Source organism: Marinobacter sp. SBS5, assembly GCF_048285575.1.
Classification (GTDB): domain Bacteria; phylum Pseudomonadota; class Gammaproteobacteria; order Pseudomonadales; family Oleiphilaceae; genus Marinobacter.
In genome coordinates, this window is the sequence record NZ_JBLWAZ010000003.1 from 165,300 (window position 1) to 188,948 (window position 23,649).

Genomic DNA, 23,649 nt, shown 5'->3' on the forward strand with positions numbered 1-23,649 from the left:
CATACGGCATTGCAAACCGTCAATGTTAAGTTAAGACTCTAATACATGGAGCCGGCAAAGGCAGATAGCTGCAGCCTAACGGAACACAGACCAAAGGAATGATTGCTGTTGTGAAGCAACTATTGATTGTAGAAGACGACCCAGGCCTTCAAAGCCAGATGCGCTGGTGTTTTAACGATGACGTTGAAGTGACCGTGGCCTCTGACCGTGAAACTGCGCTGGCCGCACTTCGCCGCCTTGAGCCCCAGGTAGTTACTTTGGATCTAGGCCTTCCTCCAGACCCCGGCGGCGCTACCGAGGGTTTTGCGCTGCTTGAGGACATCCTGAGACTGGCACCGCAAACAAAAATCGTGGTGGTAACTGGCCGGGAAGATAAAGAAAACGCGGTCAAAGCTATCGGAATGGGTGCGTGTGACTTCTATCAAAAACCGCTCGACGCCGACATTCTCACCTTTGTCGTCAACCGCGCCTTCCGTCTGGCTGAACTTGAGCAAGAAAACCGTGAGCTGGCCAGCCAGAACAACGGCACCCACATCAAGGGCATCGTAGCCTCAAGCCCGGAAATGCTGTCGATATGCCGAACCATCGAGAAAGTCGCTCCGACCGATGTTACAACCCTGATTACGGGCGAAACGGGTACCGGTAAAGAACTGCTCGCTCAGGCCTTGCACGATCACAGCCACCGCGCTGATAAACCATTCGCTGCCATCAACTGTGCCGCCATTCCGGAAAATCTACTTGAAAGCGAGCTCTTCGGGTTTGAAAAAGGCTCGTTTACCGGCGCCACACAAAGCAAAAAAGGCAAGATCGAAAGCGCGAACGGCGGCACCCTGTTTCTTGATGAAATCGGTGATATGCCCCTCCCCCTGCAAGCCAAACTGCTTCGATTCCTACAAGAAAGAGTGGTCGACCGCGTAGGTTCGGTGAAACCCATTCCGGTAGATGTTCGAGTGGTCTGCGCGACCCACCGCAACGTCCAAGAACTCATCACCGAAGGCACCTTCCGTGAAGATCTCTATTATCGCATCAGCGAAATTACCCTGGATATCCCGGCACTGCGCGACCGGGAGGGCGACGCAATCGTTATCGCGCAATCGCTTTTGAAGAGTTTAGGTAAGCAGATGGACCGCCCCAACCTCTCCTTTTCCGAAGACGCAGCACAGGCTATCAGTTCGTACGCGTGGCCGGGCAACGTTCGTGAAATGATCAACAAGGTCAAACGGGCCATCATCATGGCGGACGATAAGCGCATCACTGCAGAAGACCTGGTGCTCCCCCATGAACAGAACTGCGATTCGGATTACCAATTGAACCTGCGACAAGTACGAGAAAATGCCGAACGAAAAGCCATACTGCAGGCACTGACAAGTTGCGGTCACAATATGGCCCAGGCCTCGCGCTTACTCGGCATCACCCGGCCTACGCTTTACAACCTGACAGACAAGTACCGGATTGAAACCACAACGGCTACCAACGGCAGCTGATACAGGGCAAACGGAATAATAAAGACCCGAAAAACAAGGAACAGGGCATGACCATGAACAGCATTGTGCGCGCGTCACTACTTTCAGTGGCCATTGCAGCAGCAGGCCTGACAGGCTGCAGCGACGAATCTGACATGTCTCAAGAAGACATTCAGTACATCAGCCATGTTGACCAAGCGCGCTTCTTTCAAAGACAAGGTGAGCTCAAAGCGAGCACCATAGAAGCCAGAAGCGCCATACAACTCCAGCCAACACGACCTGCGCCCTACTTCGTTATTATCGACAACTTGTTGACCGCTGGTGATGGCGCGAATGCAGAGCGTCAAGTTAATAAGCTCGTAGAGGAAATCGGAGCCGATCAGCTTACTCAAGCCGATATAAATAAAGCTGCCCTGATACGAGCCAAAGCACGTGTGCTGAGCGGTAAAACGGAAGGCGCTCTGGAAGCGCTTAAACAGCTTAAGTCTCCGTCACCTGACCAATCGCTAGAAGCAGACAACCTGAGGGGCAAGGCTTGGCTAGCTAGTGGCCATCTAGAGAAAGCTGAACAGGCCTACCAAGAAGCCCTTACCAACCACACTAACAACGCGATAGCGCACATCGGGTTGTCCCGGGTGGCAGCAGCTCGCGAAAATTTCGAGTTAGCGAAAACACACTTGGCCCACGCTGAAGGCATAGACGTAGAGCACGAAGATGTCTGGCTCTGGAAGGCCCAGCTATCTCATATACAAGGTGACTGGGCACAAGCCGAACAAGCGTATATCCAAGCGCTTGAGACGATCGGCCAGTACGATGTCATGACCTTCCAAAAGTACCAAACCATCTCCGCACTCGTGACTGTCTTGCGTCAGCAAGGCAAATCGGCTGAAGCCTTTGTTTACGAAGAAATCTTGGCGAAGTCTGCTCCGGGAACCATCAAAAGTAACCTTGAAGCTGCAGCTGCAGCCTATACAGAAGGCGATCTCGATACAGCAAGCCGCTACCTACAAGAAGTACTGAATCAGGCGCCAGGTCATCAACAAAGCACACTCATGTTGGGTGTTGTTCGATTCCGACAAGGGCGGGCTGAAGAAGCTGAAAAGCTACTCGAGCCTCTGGCGAATACGGAAGATGCCGATGGAGTCCGCAAGCTGTTGGCCGCTACACGAATCTCAATGCGCGACCCGCAAGGCGCGCAATCCCTTCTGAAAAATATCGACAACAAAGATTCAGACCCGCAAACGCTGGCTTTAGTGGGCATCGCCGCACTCGCATCGGGCGACGACCAAACGGGCCGCCAGCTGCTCGAGAAATCCCTTGAGCAAGACCCAAAAAATTACAATCTCAGACTTCGCTACTCGGTCTATTTAGCCCAGATGAACGAGCACGAGCTTGCGCTCGAACAAGCGAGTAAAATTCCAAAAGATGCCAACGAAGCCCTGCAAGCACAGCTCCTAACCGCAAGAGTCCAAGCACTTTCAGGCGATGCGGCTAGCGCCCGGAAAACCTTGGACAGCTGGCTCGAGAAAAACCCTGACAGCATCCGTGCCCTGCTCGCGCGAGGCCACCTGGCGAACAGCCTGAAGCAACCTGCCGAGGCTGAAAAATACTACAAAGCAGCTCAAGCCAAAGCTCCCAACGACCCTGCACCGTTGGTGGCGCTGGGCGACTTTGCACGCAGCAAAGACAACACGGAACAAGCTGTAGAGTACTACAAAGACGCCATTACTCTTGACCCTGACCACGCCCCCGCCATTCAGGCGGCCTCTGCCACCATGGGCCGTGAAGAGCTCACAGCCTTCATGCAGAAAGTAAACGATAAGAACCCGCAAGCCACAGGCCCCCGCCTTGTGATGCTTGAGTCTGCTTTGATCAACAATAACGCAACCCGGGCAGATGAACTCACAGCCCAACTCATGGAACGCGAGCAGGAAGACGAACCCAGCCCAAGCGAGGCCATGGTGGCCACTGTCTATGAAGGCATTGCCACCCAGATGGCTCAGCGTGGCAATTCAGAACGAGCGCTAGAGATTCTTAATAGAGGCCGCATTCTGTTCCCGGAATCTGAAAGCATATCGCTGAAGCTGGCTGCCGTTGAGTTCCAACAAGGCAACACCTCAGAAGCGCGAGATGCTCTACAAGACGTTAAGCAGCATCACCCTGACTCCCCTGCTCCCTATCAGGTTGAAGCCAACTTCTACGAAAACTCCGGAGAACACCAGCAGGCTGCCGAACTGTACGAACTAGCGCTCGCGAAACGTCGTACCCCGGAACTTGAAGTGGCCCACGCGCGCGCTCTGGCCCGATCTGGGCAAAGCCAAAAGGCACTGGACTCTCTGCGCGCGGCTTCCCAGCAATTCCCCAACAACCAGCCCATCCTTTTAAGTTTGGCGATGACCCATCAACAGCTTAACCAGCCCGATGAAGCCATCAAGCGCTATCAAGCCCTGATGGAAATCAACCCTGACAATCCTCTGGTGCTGAACAACTTGGCGTGGCTATATTATGAGCAAGGCGATAAACAGGCTACGAAGCTTGCTAGAAGGGCGTTTGAACTAGCACCTGAAAATGCCGCCATCGCAGACACTTATGGATGGATATTGTTTGAAGCGGGCGACCTGAAGAAAAGCCTGGAAGCACTCGAGAAAGCACATAGCCTAGACCCCGACTCCCAAGATATAGCGATGCACCTAGCCGAAGCTTACAAGGCCGCAGGTATGCACGAAAAAGCAAAAGCACTGATGAACGACAGCTAACAAAAGAGGAATACGGTCTAATAAGGTCGCCACAATACCAAAACGTTCCAATCGGCAAGTGGCGGCTTATATGCTGATCAACAATACTCATTAGACTATTTTCAATCAGCGAACTGGGTGATCTATGTCTGTTTACAGGGTTCTGAGTCTTGGAAGCGCCATAATCATCATCAGCGGCTGTCAGAGCTGGCAACTCGGGAGGCTGCCCCCCACAGCCGCTATCCCCGATAAGATAACACCCGGCATGGTCGAGATCCGGTATTACGATGGAATTTCCGGGACCTCACTCTCAAACCTTGTAAGCAGCGCTAAATTCCCTGACAACCCTGACGTCACCCAAGAATTAACTGAATTGAGTATCGCCGACGGCCGAGGGGATAACTACGGCAGCTTTGTAAGGGGCTTTATCGTACCGCCAGCCAGTGGCGACTACCAATTTTTCATGACCGCCGACGACAACGCCGAGTTTGCCCTCAGTACCAGTGACCGACCGGAAGAAGTTCGCACCGTCGCGTCAATACCTGGTTGGACCCGAGCTAATGAATACGGCAAGTATTCTTCTCAAACCTCGGGAATCATCTCCCTCGATGCAGACAAACTCTATTACTTTGAGATAAGACACAAAGAAGGCGGAGGTGGTGATCATTTTTCTGTGGCTTGGGAGGGCCCCGGGTTCGCTCAATCTGTGATTAGCAGTGCCTATATCGCAAGTTGGGCACAAACCACAGAAGACACCTCTCAAAGCAGCGGCGAAGCCTACAACCTCGGCTATCGCGTCGGTTTTGTTGATGGGCAGAACGGCCTGGCGTTCAATCCTCAGTTCCCACCAGCAGATCAAGACAAAGACGGCTTATACGACAATTGGGAAATATTGAATGGCCTAGACCCTCAAAACCCGAATGACGGTACTAGCGACCCGGACGGAGACTTCTTAGTCAGTGCCGATGAGTTTTTGATAGGTACTAGCGAAAACAATCCCGATACAGACGGAGATGGCATTCCCGATGGTGCTGAGTATGCATACGGCCTAAATCCATTGGACAAAACCGATGCATCCGACGACATGGACGGCGATGGTTTCACCAATCTTGAAGAGCACATCGCCGGCACTTCGGTAAACGATGCCAACGATACGCCAGCTCCGGCAGAGCCGACCGCAGTCGCCGGTTTCACGGCCCAGTATTTTGAAGGATCGGATTTCCAACGCTTGGTTGCTGTAGAAGTACAAGACTCCGTGAACTTTAATTGGAGCCGAGGCCAACCACGCCCTGACATGCCCGACGACCGCTTCAGCGTACGCTGGAACGGCACCTTTACCGCGCCCCATACGAGTGGCACCAATCAATACCGCTTCACAGTCCGCACCAACGATGGTGTGCGCCTGTATGCCGATGGAAAGTTGGTTATCGACGATTGGACCGAACGGCCAACTACCCAGTACTCCTATGATCAATCACTCGAGGCAGGCCAACGCCTTAACCTGACCATCGAGTACTTCGAAGGAGTAGGAAGTGCCGTAGCTGAATACTCAGCTACCAACCTGAACACAGGGCAGACGCTGTCTACGGCAGAAACGGTATCCACCCTCGACAACTCCGGGTCAAGCACGCAAGACACTGACGGCGACCAGATTCCAGATACTTGGGAGCTTCAGCATGGCCTGAGCCCTTGGATTCCAGACGCGAGCAACGTCAATAATTCAGAGGGGCTGACGAATATACAAGCGTATGAAAGCGCACTGGATCCATTCACTCTCGAGACCGTAGAAACTCCGGGCTCATCCACCGGCGGCAGCACTGATACAGGCGGCTCCACTACACCACCTCCTGCTGTACCCGATGACCCTGCAATCAACTCGCTAACTCTAAGCTGGACCGCGCCTTTAACGCGCCTGGATGGTAGCTCTATCTCGCTGAGTGAAATAGACTCTTACACCATTAACTACGGCCAGAGTTCGTCAAACCTTGACCGGACCCAGCAAGTCAGCGGAGATCAAACCTCTTACACGTTTGAGAACCTCGAGCTCGGCAATTGGTACTTTTCAATACAAGTAGTCGATACCGCAGGACTCAGCAGCCCACCCTCAGACGTTGTCTCTGGAGAGATTAAATAACATATGAGCTTCACCGAGATTGGCCGTTCGTTTCCGAGCGGCCAATCGACCTATTTTGCTAAGCCATCGAGTTGATGTTCGGCCCGCTTTCGCATCATGGGCATGACTTTGTTCAGCACTTCCCGACCATCACACTGCCCACAAGACACACCCAGCGCCAGCAACGAAGCATCTGTCCGCCCATTGAATATGCCGGGGATTTGCGCCAACTTTGCGCGCAGCTCATCGCTTTCCCAGCGGCCCTCAACGTAGTAACCAAAGGCCACATAGATGTAAGCGTTAGACTGTCTGAGCTTCAACCGCATGCCTCGCAACGTAACCCCCTCGCCTGCATTAACCTCGAACGTTTCTTCCGGTATAAACAACGCACTGTCAAACAAGCGATTACTATAGCTGACCAGTTCACTGCCTGGTCTTTGAAAGGCATACACATAGAGGCTACTGAGTACCTCCAAGCGTGAATCTTCAGCTTCTGATGCACTAGCACGCTCCAGGTATACATCCACACGCGACGAGTCAGGATTACGAATGACAGGCTCCCAGCCGTTTAAGGTAGATCGGAACAATGGTAGCCAGTGATCACGATCAAGCAACGGCTCTAAAGAAGGCAACGCCTCGGCATGCTGCTCCTGGTGATCCCGAGAATCCAAACTAAGAGCCATCACCGAAAACACGGTCAGTGGCGCGAACACCAAAACGGCAACCGGCATCAGGCCTCTCGTTGCTCTGGCTGAGCCTTCAATCACACCATGAGAGCTGACAGGTGCTTGTTCGGTTCCCTCAAGCCATCGGGCAAAAAGAAAAAGAGGCAACAAAGTTCCGGCGAACACCCACCAACCAAAAAAATCATGCTCATTGATCAGAGAGGAGGTCATGTTCGATTCGTAACCCATATAAATGATCACGAAAACTCGAATCCAATTAGCCACCAGCGCCAAAAGAACACCGGCAGCCACCAAGACAGCTCGAGTTCGGACTCTCGAATAATTCAACTCACCATAAAGAACGGTGAGAGTCAGGCCAACCAATAAATACCTCAGCCCAGAGCAGCCATGCGCAATCTCAAAGGCTCCAACATTTGGAAAGTAGACGAAAATGCCCTCGACATAAAATTCAATATCGAAGAAAGACAGCAGGAAATCGTTTACCCATACCGTGATCACTTGCAGTGTCCAGGACAGGTAGTCCCAGATGGGTATCGTAAAGGCTACAAGCCCGAGCGGTAGGAAGAATGGTTTCGATTGCTCCCACCCCCAGATCAGAAGCAGAGAGCCAATTAACAAAGGGAGTATGGCCAGTTGCTCTACGGCCTCAATCAACAAAACCGAACCAGCAAGATAAACCAACGCAGCTGCACTTAACGGCAAGAGCCAAAATGAATAGACCCCCGCACTTGGCCGCAAGCGGATCCACTTGTTTAGCGTCAACGCAAGACTAACCGCAAGCACCATGAACCCATGGGAATAGGATTCATCAAACTTTAACCACCGCTCCGATAATACTTCTAGTGCCGGCCACAGACCTACAAACAAAATGACGATGACAGCCAAGGGCATCAGCCAGTCATAGCCGGCATTCGAATTCAAACGTTCCATGTTATCCCATCTCAATGTTTAAGCCTGTACAACAGCTTCAGCAACCGCCCACGCACGACCATCATAGAAACCATCGGCACCTCCCGGTTGGCGAGGCGTTTTTTGTAATTTTCATTCTTACCCTCACCCGCCAACAAGTCGAAGCTGTCTACATCAGCAGCCGAACACGCCGATTCAATACAGTAGCCCAAGTGCAGCGTGCCTAAGGCCAGTTTGCGATGGAATCCCTCGATAAAACCAGCTTGGATATTGTATGCCCTACCCTCGTAGGTCACATTGTACAGGAGCGATATACCCTCCTTATCACAGGATAGAACAGACAACTCCGGCCGTCCGCCTTCTTCAGCAATCCTAGACAAGAAGCGCAAATGAAAACCGAGACTGTCGGGACCGAAACAGGGCTCGCCCCAACGATCGATGTGAAGCTCATTCAGTCGACGAAAGAAGGGCTCTACCTTATTTGGCCAATAGTTCTCTATCTGGATTTGACCAAGTGTTTCCAGTACCTTTCTACGGTTAAACAAGCGCAAACGCGTATTCGGACCAAGACTGGCAAGATAGTCCTTAAACGTCTTATCGGTCGTAACCTGATAAGACGTGTCGTGATGGACGGTTCGCAACAACCAGCCACGCTCGCGACAAAGCTGGCGCAAACGGCTCACGCCTGGAGAGAAATCGATGAGGTCGCGAAAAACGGCTTCGTTCCATGGCAGGTCTGAGAGCTTATCATCTGCCTCCAGACCGTCATAAAACGATGTTAAATCATTGTATTCGGTTCTAGGTGTGGAAATCCGCCGATAGTTGGTGCCGACAAATTGCAGGCAGCGAATCGGCACCGCGATGCGCCAGTGGTACTGGTCAAGGTATAGTCCACAACGGAGGCTCCCTCCTGGCATCACCAATCTGAACCCGGGAGTGCTTCCCCAGATTTCCCACCATGTCTTTTGCCAAGCGCTGCTCTGAAATAGGCTCACAACCTATATCGTCCATGAGTAAGTTACAGAGAAAAATAGCACGCCCTGAGGCTGCTTGTTTGTCAGAAATTCTTACACACTGCTTAAATTAACAGCGTCTCCAGCAGAGTATCACACTGTTATGCTTGGTGAAGTTATAATCTGGCACTTCTCATGCTGCTATCAACGAAAAGGACGTTTGACCGTTTCGGGGGATATAAAGCATGAGCTTTCTGAGCCAGGTATTACCAGCCCGCAGTAGATTGCTAGCGTTTTTTCTTCTAATTCTATTCAGTGCCTTATCCAGTTCCCCGCTTCTTGCTGCTCCCAACATACTAGTCAGCGAATACCCGGACCGCTCAGCACCGCTGCAATTGGCCGGGGCCGAACTTCACGGAGTTCGTTATATCTTTATTTCGCCGGATACCAACGTTAAACGCGTTGAGTTTCACCTAGACTCGGCGCCGCCATCAGGAACATTTAGCGTTGAGAACGTAAAACCTTTCGATTTCAACGGAACCGAGGCTGACGATACCGCCAAGCCGTATGACACCAACTCTATAAACGACGGCCAACACAGCATCTACGCCACCGTACGGTACAACGACGGCACATCTCAGCTCATATCATCAGCGTTTACCGTATACAACGCCGCCCCTGCATTGGAATTCAGTCAATCAACGGCGACCTTCTCAGCCCAGGAAGGAAGCATAACGACCTCTTCTCAGGCCGTGTCATTGCAGACATCAGACTCAAACCCGGTATCCTTTACCTTATCCGATAACGCAACCTGGCTTGCTGTCACGCCAAGCTCCGGCACAACACCTCAAAGCATTAACCTGACGGCAGACCCCTCCGGCTTGCCTCCCGGGCAATACAGCGCCCAAGTCACCGCGAACAGTAACAGTGCGAACAGTGATAGCTTGCTTGTCACATTAGATGTCGTGCCAGAACCGTCGAGTACATACTCTTTGATGGTGAGCAGTGATCCTGATCGCTCTTCTGCCATTTCGCTCAGAGGCGCTTCATTAGCCGGTAACGTTTATGTCTTCGTGCCCGAGCAACCGGACATGACTCGCGTCCAGTTCTATATTGATAACCCGCAAAAGAATGGATCGCCTAACCAGACAGAAAACGTCGCTCCGTATGACCTGGCCGGTACGGCAACCAACGATCAAGCAAAAGCGTTCGATACGACTCAGCTAACTGACGATACCCATACCGTCACCGCTGTGATCAGACTTAACGATGGTTCAACGCATGAAGTCACTGAATTCTTTGACGTTGCCAACAACTCTGTCTTTTTAGCTTTTGCGCCGTCGTCTCTAGCGGGCTCTAGGCATGTTAATAACCCCGACCCAATTGTCTCGAGCTCGACTCTTACCGACAGTGACAGCTCAGGGGCCGTATTCAATTTAACCTCGAGCGAAAGTTGGCTATCTGCCATAGGTGATTCGGGTACCACACCCGCCACAATAACGGTGACCGCAGACCCAACCGGCCTGCCCGCAGGCACCTACAATGCGGCGGTTACCGCTTCCGCTTCCGGCTATGAATCCGCACTGCTTAATTACTCGCTGACAGTTACCGATGGCCCTCAAGGGCTGCTCGCTGCACCTAGCTCGCTATCATTTACCGCCGCTCCCGATTCCATTCCGGCAAGCCAAACGGTTTCCGTCAGCCATACTAGCAACCAAGCTACCGCCTTTACTGTCAGCACCAACGAACTCTGGCTGTCAGCCTCGCCATCAAACTCCACTACGCCTGACGACATTTCAGTGTCGGTTGATACCAACGGCTTGGCATCAGGAAATTACAGTGGCGTGGTTACCCTCAGCCCTGCCAGTGGAGATCCTGTCAATGTGCCCGTTCAACTGACCGTCGCAAGCTCCGACAAATGCGCCCCCGTGCAATGCAGCGATGTTCGCGTAGACCTGCCTTACCAACTCAGCTTCACAGAAAGCCAAGGATACTACATGGACAAAAATGGATGGGGCACGGGCTTTACCTGGGTGGACAAACCTACGGCTGGAACCGGCTACATTCAGAACAACCTAGAGATGTTTTTCTTGCAGGGTTATTTGGAGCTGACCACAACATCCGGCCTGAATATCGGGGGCGTTAATTCTCTGGATAATGCTATGGCGGTCGGCTTTGCCGCACCCAACCAAATCACCCGGATCACCACTCAAGTACTGGATATTCCCCAAGGTACTGGCAAGTATGAGCAAGCTGGGCTCTGGTTCGGAAATGACGAGGACAACTACCTTAAGTTGGTGGCAGCCTCTACGCCCAGCGGGACCGTTCTCCATTACTTGCTGGAGGTAAATGGGCAAAAACTAATCGAGAAAAACGTCTCCGTTGCAGGGCTTGTTGGTTCGGATGCTAAATTTGGCCTTATCGTAGACCCTTACTCCCGGAGCGTCGATCTGAACTACAGCCTTAATGGCGGTTCAACCTACAAACTCGCGACAGTATTCCCGCCCGATGAGTTCTTCAGCTTCGACGCGGCGGGTATCGATCCTGAAATAGGTACTCGCAGTTTCACCGGTATTTTTGCAACGCATCGCCATGCGTCTGCCCCCATGATCTATCGTTTTAACGAATTCACTCTGCAAGAGGGAGAGGCTCCGCTAGCACCTAATTCCGGTGTCGACTTCATAAAACGTCAATACAATATCGACTACCCGACATCGATGGTCTGGGGTCCCGACGATCGCCTGTACGTAACCCAGCTGTTCGGCACCATTCGCGCGCTAACTTTTGACGACGAACTCAACGTTATCGGCGACGAAGTCATCAACGCACTTGAGAACGATTTGGGCCCAAGGCTGACACTTGGAATTACCGTCTCGCCCTACTCGACTGCTAACGACATAGAACTGTGGGTCGCCCATAGCAGCCCGTCCATTGATAATGGCGAGCCAAACTCCGGCATGGTAACCCGCATTGGTGGCCAAGGATTCGGAACGGTTGAGCACGTCATTACCGGCTTGCCGAGGGCAATTGCCAATCACTCCATCAACTCCATACACTTCGGCCCGGATGATAACCGCCTCTATATTGCCATCGGCGGAAATACTGGCGCTGGCGCACCGAACGAATCGAACTCTGAATTCGGACAAATGCAAGAGCAGCCTTTGAGTGCGGCGATTCTGGTAGCGGACGTGTTCGCTGCAAACTTTGATGGTTCCTGCAACAACACCAACGACCTATTCGGGCCGCCACCCTGCGATGTCGCCACCTATGCAACAGGCCTCCGTAACAGCTACGACTTCGCATTTCATACCAACGGAAACATGTACGCGACCGACAATGGTCTTGGTGTGACCGGCACATTCCCTCCAAAACCGGAGCCCCAGTGCCTTGGTCTCGCGAGTACAGCGAGTTATCAGAACGGCGGTCACAACCCCGGTGCCCAACCTGACCTGCTGCTGCTTGTTAAGCAAGGCGCCTACTATGGCCATCCCAACCCGCATCGTGATGAGTGCGTATTTAAAGACGGTTCCTATCAGAATGTTGCGCCACTGCCCAATTACGAGGAACCTGCCTATATCCTTGGCGAGCATAAATCTGCGAACGCCATTATTGAATACCAAGGCGGTCAAGGATGCGTGGGCGATTATCTGAATGGCCAACTACTGATTACGAACTACTCGGTGGGAGACGATATATTCCGGGTCAAACTCGACAGCACAGGCAATTACGGCGTCGAAGGCAGCCCCTTGGTAACCGGCTTTAACGACCCGCTGCCAATGACCAAATCTCCAACCGGCAACCTGTTTGTCGGAGAGTTCGGCGGCGGTAACCTTACTGCTCTGAAACCCGTAAGCCTGGGTTGCTGGGAATCTAAGGCACCGGCACCCATAGCGGTACTTGATGCCTCCGGGGCAGGCATTAACGGTAAATTCTATGCTGTAGGTGGTAAAAACAACAGCGGACACCTAAATACCCTACTCATTTATGACCCGGCTACAGATAGTTGGAACCAAGGTGCGCCGCTACCCGGCGCTGGCGTTGAAAACCCGGCAGTTACAGCACACAACGGCATGCTGTACGTATTTGGCGGATCGACAGCCCCATTCTCCGGCGCAGTGGCCAACAGTTCGGTTTACGACCCATCCACCAACGCCTGGGCCGCACTTCCTGACATGCCAACCGCTAGAGGTGGCGCTACCGCACAAGCTGTTAACGGCACCATCTACATCATTGGCGGCATGGGGTCTGCAGGGAACTCGTTAAATACGGTGGAAGCGTTCAACCCAATCGCCAACACTTGGCAGCTCGCCCAACCACTGACGTATGTTCGTGACAACCCGGGTTCGGCGGTGATCAACGATAAGATCTACGTCTTTGGCGGGCGCCATCGTGAAGCTAACGGCAATACGATCGAGGGTGCAATGAAGACCGTAGAAATGTACGACCCCGCCGCTGGCAGTTGGGCTAACATGGCACCAATGCCAACAGGAAGACGTACCATGAGCGTCGGTGTCATCGGAGGCAAAATCCAGGTAGCGGGCGGCGAATTTAATGCTAACAACACAAGTGGGGTGTTTGAGCAGAATGAAGAATACGACCCCACGACCAATACCTGGCGCCCTTTAACAAATGTTCCAACACCCAAACATGGCGCAGCGGCAGCAACGATCAACGACACTCTGTTCATAATGGGAGGCGGCGCAACGGCTGGGTCATCGTATACCAGCTCAATGGAAGCCCTGAGATATTGAATCCAGAGAACACTCAGAGGTACTAACTGCTTTGCCTATCGAACACCATTGAAACTGGCTATACTTTAGGCAACATAACATCCTCTGAAGTGGCAAGGACGCAAATGCCAAGAGCTTCAATCATTGTCCCCGCGTTTAACGCGGGGCAATATATCAGAAAAACACTTGATTCGATCCTGAGCCAGTCATTTCAGGACTTCGAAGTCATCATCATTGACGATGGATCGTCTGACGATACCGCCCAAATAATCCATCAATATGAAGACCCTAGAATTCGCTACTATCACCAACCGAATAGCGGTAAGCCCGCCATCCCACGAAACCGGGCAATAAAAAAAGCTCAAGGCGAATTCATCTTCATCTTCGATTCAGACGACATCATGCTGCCGGGTAAGCTGGCGACAACTATAGAGCGCATGGAACAAGCCCCACAAGCCGGGCTCGCATTTACTGGTTTTGCCTGTATCGATGAGCAGGACTCTGTTATCAACCCCGACTTTCTGGCCCCTTATCAAACTCTCTATAACCTTGAGAAAACCGGAGTAACCGACAACGCCTTCCTGATCAAAGCTCCAGATGCATTGAAAGGGCTAGCGATTTCAAATTACTTGGGCACGTCTGGAGTGGCCATTCGGCGCACGGTTTTTGAGAACGTAGGCGGTTTCGATGAGGATGTGCGAAATTCAGACGATTATCTGATGTGGCAAGCTGTCGCAAGCCAATACGACTTTCTCTACATCCCCACTATCTTTCATCATTACCGCGTCCGCTCCGGTAGCATTTCGCTCCGCAAAATCGAAGACCGGGCACCCGGCCTGATTGCCTGCACTGAAAAGATGATGCAGTACCACGAAGGCGATTCGGTATCACTCAATCACCTGCGACAAAGGATAGGACGATTTCATTTTGAAGTTGGCTACTCGCATTTCAAACAACAGCAGATGCCCCAAGCCCGAAAAGCATTGATCAAGGCGCTCATCAAACGTAAAGACCGAAAAAGTCTTTTTTACTTACTTCTCGCCTGCCTTCCCCCCTTCCTACTAGGCCAACTTAAACAACTAAAAGCATCAGGTAGCAGCAGCTAACGTGTCGACCGCCACTGAACTTTTAAAAGGGTCCGTTACAAGGGTTTCTCAAACCTTTGTCAGCATCATCGTCGCCTTCTTTATGATGCCATTCCTGATTCATGAGCTCGGCGACCATTGGTACGGCCTCTGGACTGTGGTAGGAAGCCTAGCTGCGGCCTATCACCTTTTTGACATGGGCATGGCCAGCGCGGTCACCCGATATGTCAGTCGCGCCTTTGGTATCAACGACGACCAACAGGCTAACGTCACCATCAATACCGCACTGGCCATTTATATTGCCATCGCGCTTGTCATCATACTCGTGAGCATAGCCGCGAGTTTCGTTAGCCGAGGGTTTATAGATAACGAAAGCGATAAGGATATTATCCAATGGCTTGTACTAATCATCGGCGTATCGGTAGCCTTAGAGTTTCCCTTTAACGCCCTGGCCGGAGTTGCCAACGCAAAGCTCCGCTTTCACCAAGTAGCCATCGTGCGGATTGTCATGACCCTGTTAGGGGCAGCACTGACTTGGTGGTTCATATCGAATGACTATGGCATCGTCGCCCTCGCGGTCATCACGTTCTGTACTGCCAGAATATCCAATATTCTTTATTACCTGATCTGTAAATCGGCCTTCCCCGGTCTAAAGCTTTCCTGGTCTCTGGCATCCCGAGACAACAGTAAAGAACTTTTCAAATACAGCATTTGGTCATTCGTGATTGCGATTGCCTACCAGATGCGAAACAACGTGGACAATTTTGTAATTGCGGGATTTCTTTCTGCTGCGAGCGTAACGCCCTATGCGATTGGCTTGCGATTGGTTGACTATGTCGCCCAGTTTCTGAGCCAGGCGACAAACATGTTCGTGCCAATTTTTACGGCCTACCACGCCAAAGAAGACACCAGCGAGCTGCACTCAAAACTGCTGTTTATCACCCGGCTCAATCTTGTACTAGCGCTCATTGCTGGCGGCGGGTTGGTGATATTCGGCGATGCCTTTATCAATCGCTGGATGGGGCCAAGTTACACAGAAGCCTACTGGGTGATGGTGATACTGTTGATTGGTCGAATGATCGGTTTCGCCAACCACCCTCTAAACTCTGCTATGTACGCCGCCAACAAGCACAGCATCGTGGCGAAAATTGATGTAGTGGAAGTTGGCCTTAACTTGGCGATAAGCCTGATTTTGGTTCAATACTATGGTTTGATCGGCGTTGCCCTAGGCACCATGATACCGCTGCTAGCCCTTCGCCTGTTCGTTCTTCCAACACTTGCTTGTCGCGCTATCGAAATGCCTGTGAAAGACTATTACCTTTGTCTGATTCGTCCAATAACAGCAACAACCTTACCTCTCGTAGGCATGTACCTATGGGTACATGCCAGTGTAAAGCCCGAGAGTTACGGCCAGATCTTCGCCTTTGCAGCGCTAATGACGGCAATCACTGCGGCGACGGGGATAAAACTAGGCTTTTCAGCTCCGGAAAAAAGCGAACTTCGCAAGGTCATTCCAGGGCACCGACTCAAGCTATTGCTCTGAGCAAAGATAAAATCAAAACAAAGCTAACCTTTGCGCAGCAACAAATCGCCGGGATAAAAAATGGAATATACAACCAACTCCAAACCACTTGTTTCAATTGTGATCGCAGCTTACAACGCGTCTCAATATATCCGTGAAACGTTGGACAGCATCTTGGCCCAAACCTACAAAAACCTTGAAATCATTGTAGTTGATGATGGATCTACAGATAACACCGCGGACCTTGTAAAGGCGTACTCACCTCGGGTTGATTATTACTACCAAGAAAATAGTGGTAGTTGCGCATCCCCTCGAAATACAGGATTAAAAAAAATAAAAGGCGATTTTGTTACTTTCTTCGATGCTGACGACATAATGCTGCCAGAAAAAATTGAGACGCAAGTAGGAGCATTGTTGGCCAATCCCGATGCCGTAATGAGTGTTATCAACTACCGCAATTTCAAGGAAAATAAGCACTCCGCGGATCACTTTTCCACTTGCCCTATTTTTTCTTCGTATGTGGAGCATAATCAAAGTAAAAGCTTCGCTCTAACCTCTGAGGAGTGTAGGCGCATTATGATCGATGAAAACTTCTCCATCGCGTCTTCGCCGGTTTTTCGGTCTGGATACCTGCAGCAGGAGCAAGGGTTCGATGAAACGTTAACTGCCTGTGAAGATTTCCATTTAATTTACCGCATAGCGATTCATGGTCAGGTTATCATTCACCCTGACATAGGATTTGAACGCCGACTACATAACAGCAACATGAGTAATGATAATGAACGCATGCTAAAAAACTTAGTGATGAGCAGGTCGCATTTAAGTAAAATAGAAAAAGATTATCACTTGAACAGGTGCTTGACTAACAGAGTCACCCAATACCTTCGAAAGTTACAGTCGTGCCTCATCAATAAAGGCCAAATAAGATCAGCACTAAAAATATACAACCAAACATTTCCACCAAAATCGATCTATGATATTCGTCATGACCTCCTACAACTTATCAAAATAACGTTAAAACTTAACCCCAAAAAAAATAAAAACTGAAGGTAAATTTAAAAATCATCTGACATCCAAGAGCATCAATTTAAGATTTTTTTGCTTTTGAGAAAACTCCTCAAAAACACCAAATAACAACGTGTAAGCGGTAGCACCAACCGAAAAACTTACCAACCAAGCGTCAGCACAGAGCACATTAAAAACAAAAAACAAACTCTAGCTTTTGCATTAACGCCACCCCAATTATTTAGCTAAAACTTCAGGCGACACGAGAATTATCAAAGAACGAAACATCCTTATGACGTTCTTTCTTATACCCCAGAAAACCAATCTTAAACACCTACAGACACAACATAAAAGTGGGATTATAATATTTTTAACGTGAACACCAAATGATCGCACAAATATTTATCAGGCGACATTACACCACCACTCCTAACATACAAGAAGATAACTGATATTATTACTAAAACTAAAAATGAATCACCCCTTTCTATGCCATCGTCAAAACTATCCTATCATCTAAAATCTACTTATTTTTCTCGCCAACTTGAACCCGCTAGATCTATCTGGTTTTAGCTGGCTATCGCTTTCCTCCGAAAGAATTCTAGATCTAACAATCGATAAGACGACAACAGACAGACCACCGAAGAAATACCATTCATAACTCTTTAGACCATAGCTAGCAAAACTAAACAGAAAATTCATTAAAAGCCAAACCTGCATCGCTTGCACACAACGGTACAAAAAGTCGTCCGTTTTTAGGTTTTCTTTTACAAGCCTTCCGGCGTTCGAGAAATTCTTTATCATTGACCACAAATAAAACAAAAATAACGAAAGCCCGATCAAACCTATTTCTTGCCATATTTCAGCCCATAAAATGTGGGATACCTGGTCTTTCCCAGCTACGTTCCAATTTGCCTCTTTGGATGTCCCCAACCCATGACCTACTATAGGTCGATTCATGGCTACGTTAAAATCAACAACCCAACCCTCAATACGCCCCTCAGCTGATGCCGACTGACGAGCCTCGTCACTTACTATTGAAAAATAGCGATCTTTTTGGACATCACTAAGATTTTCAGAGATAAACCAAAGCCCAATCGCGCCCAACAAAAAGAAAGAAAACCTATGAGTACTTTTTAACCATATACCAATTGCTATAATGCCTAATGCTATAACGCCAGAACGAGAAAGAGTAAGCACCATTGCATACAACAATATAGGAAGGATAAAAAAATAAATACACAAAGCTTTCCCACTCGATTTCGCATATATATAATGAAGGAACGGTATTATGGTAGAAATAATGAAAGCCAACCCATTAGGATTCACTATATCCGACGGTGCTCCAGACAAACGTCCAGCAAATTCACCCCCACCCAAATGAGTAGCAGATCCAAGATAACCCGTTGCAATATTCAAGACCAAAGGTTCTGCTACACGAATTAGATTGCACACCACAAACAAACTAATAACATTTTTAAGACGATTTTCGTTTATTATTAATTTTACGGTAAAAAAGTAAAAAATTGCTCCTTTAACAAAAGCAATCAAACCGTGGGACAAAACCGACCCCGGCCACTCTACAAAGGGTATTGTTAAAATTGAATAAAATAATATTGCTACCAAAAACTTCGATGCGTCATCCAAGCGTGTTCCATTCGTCGCCTTAGATGAGCAGATAAGAAAGAATATTATCGCAACCAAAACAAAGTCTATTCTTATCACACCAAAAAATGGTATTCGGTTTGGTATATGAAGAAAAAAACTGATCAGATATACCAAATAAAGTACAAAAGGCAGGCGGGTTTCTTTCTCTATGACACTTGCCCCATGCTTCGATCTAGTTATTGATATGCCCCCCCTCACCCAAGTACCTGCTCATACATTTTCACAATTGCACCAGCTGTATCCTTTACGTCATAACGTTTTACAGCCTCATGCATGAAATCACCAAACGGCCGCCGTCCCTTTTCTAAACATTCAACAATCCCCCTACCCAAGCTCTCGAAATCCCCTACTTCAACCAACACCGCGGGAGTATCATTCAGCACCTCTCGAAGCCCAATGCACTTACTAGCAACGAGCGGAGTACCCGCACAAAGGGCCTCCATCGCTAGTAGGCCACAAGCTTCCCAACGCGAGGGCATTGCAATAAGGTCACAGCCTTTTAGGTAACCTGCTATATTTGGCGTAAAAGGAAGAAAGTGAAAACTATCAACTAGCCCTCGTTTCTTTAGAGATAACTGCTCCTCTCGAATAAAACCACCTGAACCCACACAAACAACGCTCAATCCCAAGGATGGGTTTTGCGCTCTCACATACTCAACAGCATCCACCAGAACAGAAAAGCCTTTTTGAGCCATGAAGCGACCAAAAAATCCGACCAAGACGCGATCTTCTGAGAGGCCTAAGTCTGCTTTTAAATCCACCCTTTCTGCGTCGCTAAAATTTGCGGCTTGTATCCCGTTCTGAATTACCAACTGAGAAGTTCTAAGAGTCAACGGCAAGGTTTGCGCAAGATTAGATTGCGCGTCCCGAGAAACCGAGTGAACTATCTTGCAGCTGTAAAGTGCTAGGCTCAACAAGAGCTTTTTCAACCACCCACTGAAACCGCTGAACTGGGACGCATTGAGAACATCGTGAGATGTGCAGATTACTGGCAAGCCAGCTAAGCGTGAAGGTAACACACTCGCAATCGCCGAAGTAAAACCATGCGCATGAACCAGGTTAAAGTCACCATTTTTCAGAACCTTGCGCACCACATTGAAACAACCGCGAACCTCTGAACCATTTTCAGGAAAAACAACCCAGGAAGAAAACACCTCAGATAATTCATGCTGCAAAGCATTAGAGTTGTCAGTATCAGCACACACAACGGTAAAATGAAAGCGATCATCATCGATTTCCTGATACACGTACCTGAGAAATGTTCTTATCCCCCCTACAGGCCATCTTACAACGAGAAGTACTCGAAATATCTGCTCCTTCCTTTGTAATCCATCTTCCATCGAGCTCGCTCCTGCTATTCTTGTTTAACACTAGTTTCTAACAAAAACCCCCATGAGACAAGGAATAAACTTATTCTAAGACAGCTTATTGCCAACTGATTTTAATGGTAATTTGACAATATAATATTGTGATCTACGACTCTTGAATGACCATAAAAAAAAATTGCTTATAGCCAACGGGTCTCTTTGTTCTTGAAGTTTAAGTATCGAAGTAGGATCAAACTTTAGTAGACTAAGGCTTAGCTCAAATTAACCTTGGGGGTCGCATGAATTCGTCTATCAATAAGCGCAAATCTCAATACGCGTCGACACTGGCTTGCATCCTTCTTTTTACAGACAGCGTAATGGCTGCCCCAGCCATTACGAATGTCAGCCAAATTTCTGATTCCCCTCCTACACTTTCAGTCTCAGGTTCAGGATTTACCGAAAAAAAACGAGGCGCACCTCTTTACTATTTTGATTTTGAAAATGGTTCAAAGCAACAGAGCAAATCATCATTCATTACCAACCCTTTAACTACCAATGGAACTTTAACCTCTCAAACAACTCCTACAGGCGAAGGAAATGCCCTCAAGTATCGAATTTCCGATGATTACCGTGACGTTGCGATTCCTAGAATAGAGATAAGCCCAGCACCTGCTAGGCTTTACTTATACTTCCATCGCAGATTTGACTTTTCAATCGGTGACTCGTCAACATGGGGCCCATCGGGCTTCAATTTAAAGGTTAACCGATTCTGGGGAAACGATGGCAACAATATCTACCTGGGCTATCAGGGAAAAGAAGGAGCTAACTCCGCAAGAATCTATGCCGAATATACTGCAGAAGGAGGTTCAGTTTGGCCAGGTAGCGAGCTTGGCCAGGTAAAAGGTCAGTGGACTCAGGAGGAAATAATTTATTCAGCAAGTGATATAAACGTTAAGAACGGAAAATTTGATTTTATTCGCAATGGCATTCTTCCATACAGCCGCACTTGGAGAATGAGGACAAGTGATAGACCAAGCATGTATAACGAAATTTATTTCGACCAAATAAGCAACGGCGCCAACACATCACAAGATCTCAACATTTATTACGACAACATATATATTGACGATTCGCATCATCGAATTTATATTTCAGAATCGCCTACTTTCAGTGACGCTAAAAAGCGGTTAATTCAAGTTCCAGTTTCTTGGAACAACAACAACATACAATTTTTATTTAACCCTGGCGGAAGCCCAATCGATAGGCTCTACGTATATATTTCGGACAAAAACGGAAATATAAATGAAAAAGGTGTTCAAATTTGCCAAAACAACTGCTCCTACAGTTCAACAACTGATGCTCCACCAGCACCTCCATCTTTAAGCATTGAATAGCTAATAGCTTTTCCGTTCGGGATAAATCTTTGCCCGAACGGACATAAAATACAAAATTATGAAACAACATTACCCCTTCTAAACCCCGACGATAGAATTAATCAGAAACTTAAGAGATTCAAGTTTACGATCATATTTCCCCTCATATTCACTTCTAAATCTTTCAATATCAGACCTCAACCTATCTTCATTCTCAACCCCATATATTATCGACTCTTTCAAACTATTTGAATCATTATTACTATATAAATACCCCATACTGAAAGTCTGAGACGAACATAAGTTATCAGATAAAATACAAGGAGTACCGACCGCTGCAGCCTCGTAGCCACCGCAAACCAAACAATCAGATCGATCCGTTAGGTCAACGATGAGATTTGATTCAGCCAACAAATCAACATAATCCTGCTCTAGAAGATAGCCAGTTAACTTTAAGTTATCGGGAATCAAATGTTTCATTACATGCTTGGGCGGATTTCCAGTGACAAATAAAACAATATCCTTACTAGATAGAGATCTAGCTGCCTCTATAACCTCCATATATGGCTCATCTTTTGCCCAACTGCATACAAACACAACTTTTTTGAAATCACCTTTTGATTTTTTAACACACTCTGAAATAACAAATTTAGGTATTGGATCCTCTAGCACAAAAGCGCGACCATTATTTTCTTTTACGGCTGCTACCAACAACTCATTGGTGACAATTGTCAAATTAACTTTAGCTATTAACAACGCTGACAATTTATTGAGAACCCAAAACCTACCTTCCAAAGGGTTAATTGCGGCATTATGAGCATCCATAACAAGGTCTAACTTCACAAAAAAAGAATATACGACCAGAAACACTGCAAGAACTATTGAAGGGTTTTGAAATATTACAATATCCGGCCTTTCTCTCCTTAATATACACAAGGTTTTTAACGCCGAACAGATATACCTTATAAAAAATCGATTATCATATATCACCTCGAAAATTGAAATATCTAACGCTCTAGCAATACTACGGCTTCGAGTATGCTTCTCCCACGAAACGAAAATACATTTAATGTCTTTTTCAATTTCCATTTAATCTTAGACTCCGACGAAACACGGCTGTAACATACGAAACTCCATACATTGTTTTTTCAAACCTATCACAATTCTTATCAACCGAATATCGGCTTACAGAGTAGGCATCGCCTAGTGGATCGAGTGTCGGATATGCCGACACCCCATATTTATAACCTGACTTTAATAACGCATACTTTATATTATCATCGAAATCCGATGGCATTCCATTCGGATAGCATAGAATCGACACATCAACACCCAAATTAAAACTGATTGTATCCTTAGAGAACATCAACTCATAACGCAAATCGGCCTCACTGAGTCGAGTCAAAACTGGATGAGTACATGTATGGCTGCCGATATCAAGCAGCCCCTCAGCGACAAACGCTTTCAACTCATCCCACCCAACGGGTTTAAACCCACTTGGAGCATCTTTAGGAAGATTTACATCATTTATAAAGAAAAGATCAGATATATACTTTTCTTTAACTGAATTATTTAACGTTAGACAATAATTAGATATATCACTCCACAGCGAAAAAGAGCTTCCGATCGTCTTTAAACCTTCAACAGCGCCGTCATTTTCTGGAATTTTTATCTTCGATTTTTTCGACAACAAGTATTTTATTTTATCCGGCCACAACCAAACATCTCCATTAACAAACCCGGTAGTTATAAACAGCGTTGCAGGTATCCCTTGTTCCTGAAGAATTGGAAACGCATAATCGGCAAAATCACTATAACCATCGTCAAACGTTACTGCGACGGCATGCTTCGGGGTAATTCCCTTCTCATGTAGCTCTATCAACTTCGACAAGTGGATCGGGGTGAATGATTTTTTAATTAACCTCATTTGGTTACGAAACTCATCTACGGAAATAGTGCCGGGAGCCCCGTCTGGGGAGATACGGTGGTACATCAGGATGCGCGGGTGATTACGTGCAAGGAATCTTGCGACCTGTAAAATCCCCAACGGCCGCGCCACGTTGTATATGAAATGATTCAACGTCACTGTCTATCCCTCGA

General features: G+C 48.3%; 14 protein-coding genes. 8 read left to right on the top strand and 6 right to left on the bottom strand.

Annotated elements, in window-relative coordinates:
- The first annotated feature begins 98 nt into the window (after nucleotides 1-98).
- From prsR to ACNQ6O_RS07865, 3 genes are all read left to right on the top strand, one after another.
- Entirely contained in the window at nucleotides 99-1,484 is a 1,386-nt protein-coding gene (gene prsR / locus ACNQ6O_RS07855) for a PEP-CTERM-box response regulator transcription factor (protein ID WP_418052686.1), read from the top strand.
- 47 nt (nucleotides 1,485-1,531) lie between these two features.
- Nucleotides 1,532-4,219 (top strand): tetratricopeptide repeat protein, encoded by a 2,688-nt coding sequence (locus tag ACNQ6O_RS07860; RefSeq protein WP_418052687.1) that lies wholly within the window; start codon nucleotides 1,532-1,534, stop codon nucleotides 4,217-4,219.
- Between the two features lie 244 nt (nucleotides 4,220-4,463).
- Entirely contained in the window at nucleotides 4,464-6,332 is a 1,869-nt protein-coding gene (locus ACNQ6O_RS07865) for a PA14 domain-containing protein (RefSeq protein ID WP_418052688.1), read from the top strand.
- A gap of 50 nt (nucleotides 6,333-6,382) precedes the next feature.
- Here ACNQ6O_RS07865 and xrt read toward each other — a convergent pair whose 3' ends face one another.
- Both xrt and ACNQ6O_RS07875 read right to left on the bottom strand, forming a co-directional pair.
- On the bottom strand, nucleotides 6,383-7,927 hold the full coding sequence (gene xrt, locus ACNQ6O_RS07870; protein WP_418052689.1) for an exosortase: 1,545 nt from the start codon (nucleotides 7,925-7,927) through the stop codon (nucleotides 6,383-6,385).
- 11 nt (nucleotides 7,928-7,938) lie between these two features.
- On the bottom strand, nucleotides 7,939-8,763 hold the full coding sequence (locus ACNQ6O_RS07875; protein ID WP_418052690.1) for a GNAT family N-acetyltransferase: 825 nt from the start codon (nucleotides 8,761-8,763) through the stop codon (nucleotides 7,939-7,941).
- A gap of 341 nt (nucleotides 8,764-9,104) precedes the next feature.
- Here ACNQ6O_RS07875 and ACNQ6O_RS07880 point away from each other — a divergent pair, with 341 nt between their 5' ends.
- The 4 genes from ACNQ6O_RS07880 to ACNQ6O_RS07895 all read left to right on the top strand — a co-directional run bounded on the left by ACNQ6O_RS07880 (nucleotide 9,105) and on the right by ACNQ6O_RS07895 (nucleotide 17,243).
- A complete protein-coding gene (locus ACNQ6O_RS07880) occupies nucleotides 9,105-13,610 on the top strand; it encodes a kelch repeat-containing protein (RefSeq protein WP_418052691.1) in 4,506 nt (1,501 codons plus the stop codon).
- A gap of 104 nt (nucleotides 13,611-13,714) precedes the next feature.
- On the top strand, nucleotides 13,715-14,695 hold the full coding sequence (locus ACNQ6O_RS07885) for a glycosyltransferase family 2 protein (protein ID WP_418052692.1): 981 nt from the start codon (nucleotides 13,715-13,717) through the stop codon (nucleotides 14,693-14,695).
- A 1-nt stretch (nucleotide 14,696) separates the two neighbouring features.
- The gene (locus ACNQ6O_RS07890) at nucleotides 14,697-16,217 is read left to right on the top strand and encodes a lipopolysaccharide biosynthesis protein (protein WP_418052693.1); all 1,521 of its coding nucleotides are present in this window, start codon (nucleotides 14,697-14,699) and stop codon (nucleotides 16,215-16,217) included.
- A gap of 60 nt (nucleotides 16,218-16,277) precedes the next feature.
- A complete protein-coding gene (locus ACNQ6O_RS07895; protein ID WP_418052694.1) occupies nucleotides 16,278-17,243 on the top strand; it encodes a glycosyltransferase family 2 protein in 966 nt (321 codons plus the stop codon).
- 474 nt (nucleotides 17,244-17,717) lie between these two features.
- On the opposite strand, the gene ACNQ6O_RS07900 is transcribed toward ACNQ6O_RS07895, so the two are convergent.
- On the bottom strand, nucleotides 17,718-18,848 hold the full coding sequence (locus tag ACNQ6O_RS07900) for an O-antigen ligase family protein (protein ID WP_418052695.1): 1,131 nt from the start codon (nucleotides 18,846-18,848) through the stop codon (nucleotides 17,718-17,720).
- A 215-nt stretch (nucleotides 18,849-19,063) separates the two neighbouring features.
- Nucleotides 19,064-20,209 carry a glycosyltransferase family 4 protein gene (locus tag ACNQ6O_RS07905; RefSeq protein WP_418052696.1) on the bottom strand — a complete coding sequence of 382 codons (1,146 nt, stop codon included), beginning with the start codon at nucleotides 20,207-20,209 and terminating at the stop codon, nucleotides 19,064-19,066.
- Nucleotides 20,210-20,475: 266 nt separating this feature from the next.
- Here ACNQ6O_RS07905 and ACNQ6O_RS07910 point away from each other — a divergent pair, with 266 nt between their 5' ends.
- Nucleotides 20,476-21,570: a hypothetical protein gene (locus ACNQ6O_RS07910; protein ID WP_418052697.1), complete on the top strand. Its 1,095-nt coding sequence runs from the start codon at nucleotides 20,476-20,478 to the stop codon at nucleotides 21,568-21,570.
- A gap of 78 nt (nucleotides 21,571-21,648) precedes the next feature.
- Here ACNQ6O_RS07910 and ACNQ6O_RS07915 read toward each other — a convergent pair whose 3' ends face one another.
- Nucleotides 21,649-22,638 (bottom strand): glycosyltransferase, encoded by a 990-nt coding sequence (locus tag ACNQ6O_RS07915; RefSeq protein WP_418052698.1) that lies wholly within the window; start codon nucleotides 22,636-22,638, stop codon nucleotides 21,649-21,651.
- Nucleotides 22,628-23,635 (bottom strand): polysaccharide deacetylase family protein, encoded by a 1,008-nt coding sequence (locus ACNQ6O_RS07920; protein WP_418052699.1) that lies wholly within the window; start codon nucleotides 23,633-23,635, stop codon nucleotides 22,628-22,630. Before ACNQ6O_RS07920 ends, ACNQ6O_RS07915 begins: the two co-directional genes overlap by 11 nt.
- Nucleotides 23,636-23,649 lie beyond the last annotated feature (14 nt).

Coding starts and splice junctions, on each gene's coding strand:
- ACNQ6O_RS07860 (WP_418052687.1), top strand. CDS start 1,532: ATGACCATGAACAGCATTGTGCGCGCGTCACTACTTTCAGTGGCCATT.
- ACNQ6O_RS07915 (WP_418052698.1), bottom strand. CDS start 22,638: ATGGAAATTGAAAAAGACATTAAATGTATTTTCGTTTCGTGGGAGAAG.
- ACNQ6O_RS07895 (WP_418052694.1), top strand. CDS start 16,278: ATGGAATATACAACCAACTCCAAACCACTTGTTTCAATTGTGATCGCA.
- ACNQ6O_RS07910 (WP_418052697.1), top strand. CDS start 20,476: ATGAATTCGTCTATCAATAAGCGCAAATCTCAATACGCGTCGACACTG.
- xrt (WP_418052689.1), bottom strand. CDS start 7,927: ATGGAACGTTTGAATTCGAATGCCGGCTATGACTGGCTGATGCCCTTG.
- ACNQ6O_RS07865 (WP_418052688.1), top strand. CDS start 4,464: ATGGTCGAGATCCGGTATTACGATGGAATTTCCGGGACCTCACTCTCA.
- prsR (WP_418052686.1), top strand. CDS start 99: ATGATTGCTGTTGTGAAGCAACTATTGATTGTAGAAGACGACCCAGGC.
- ACNQ6O_RS07905 (WP_418052696.1), bottom strand. CDS start 20,209: ATGGAAGATGGATTACAAAGGAAGGAGCAGATATTTCGAGTACTTCTC.
- ACNQ6O_RS07880 (WP_418052691.1), top strand. CDS start 9,105: ATGAGCTTTCTGAGCCAGGTATTACCAGCCCGCAGTAGATTGCTAGCG.
- ACNQ6O_RS07885 (WP_418052692.1), top strand. CDS start 13,715: ATGCCAAGAGCTTCAATCATTGTCCCCGCGTTTAACGCGGGGCAATAT.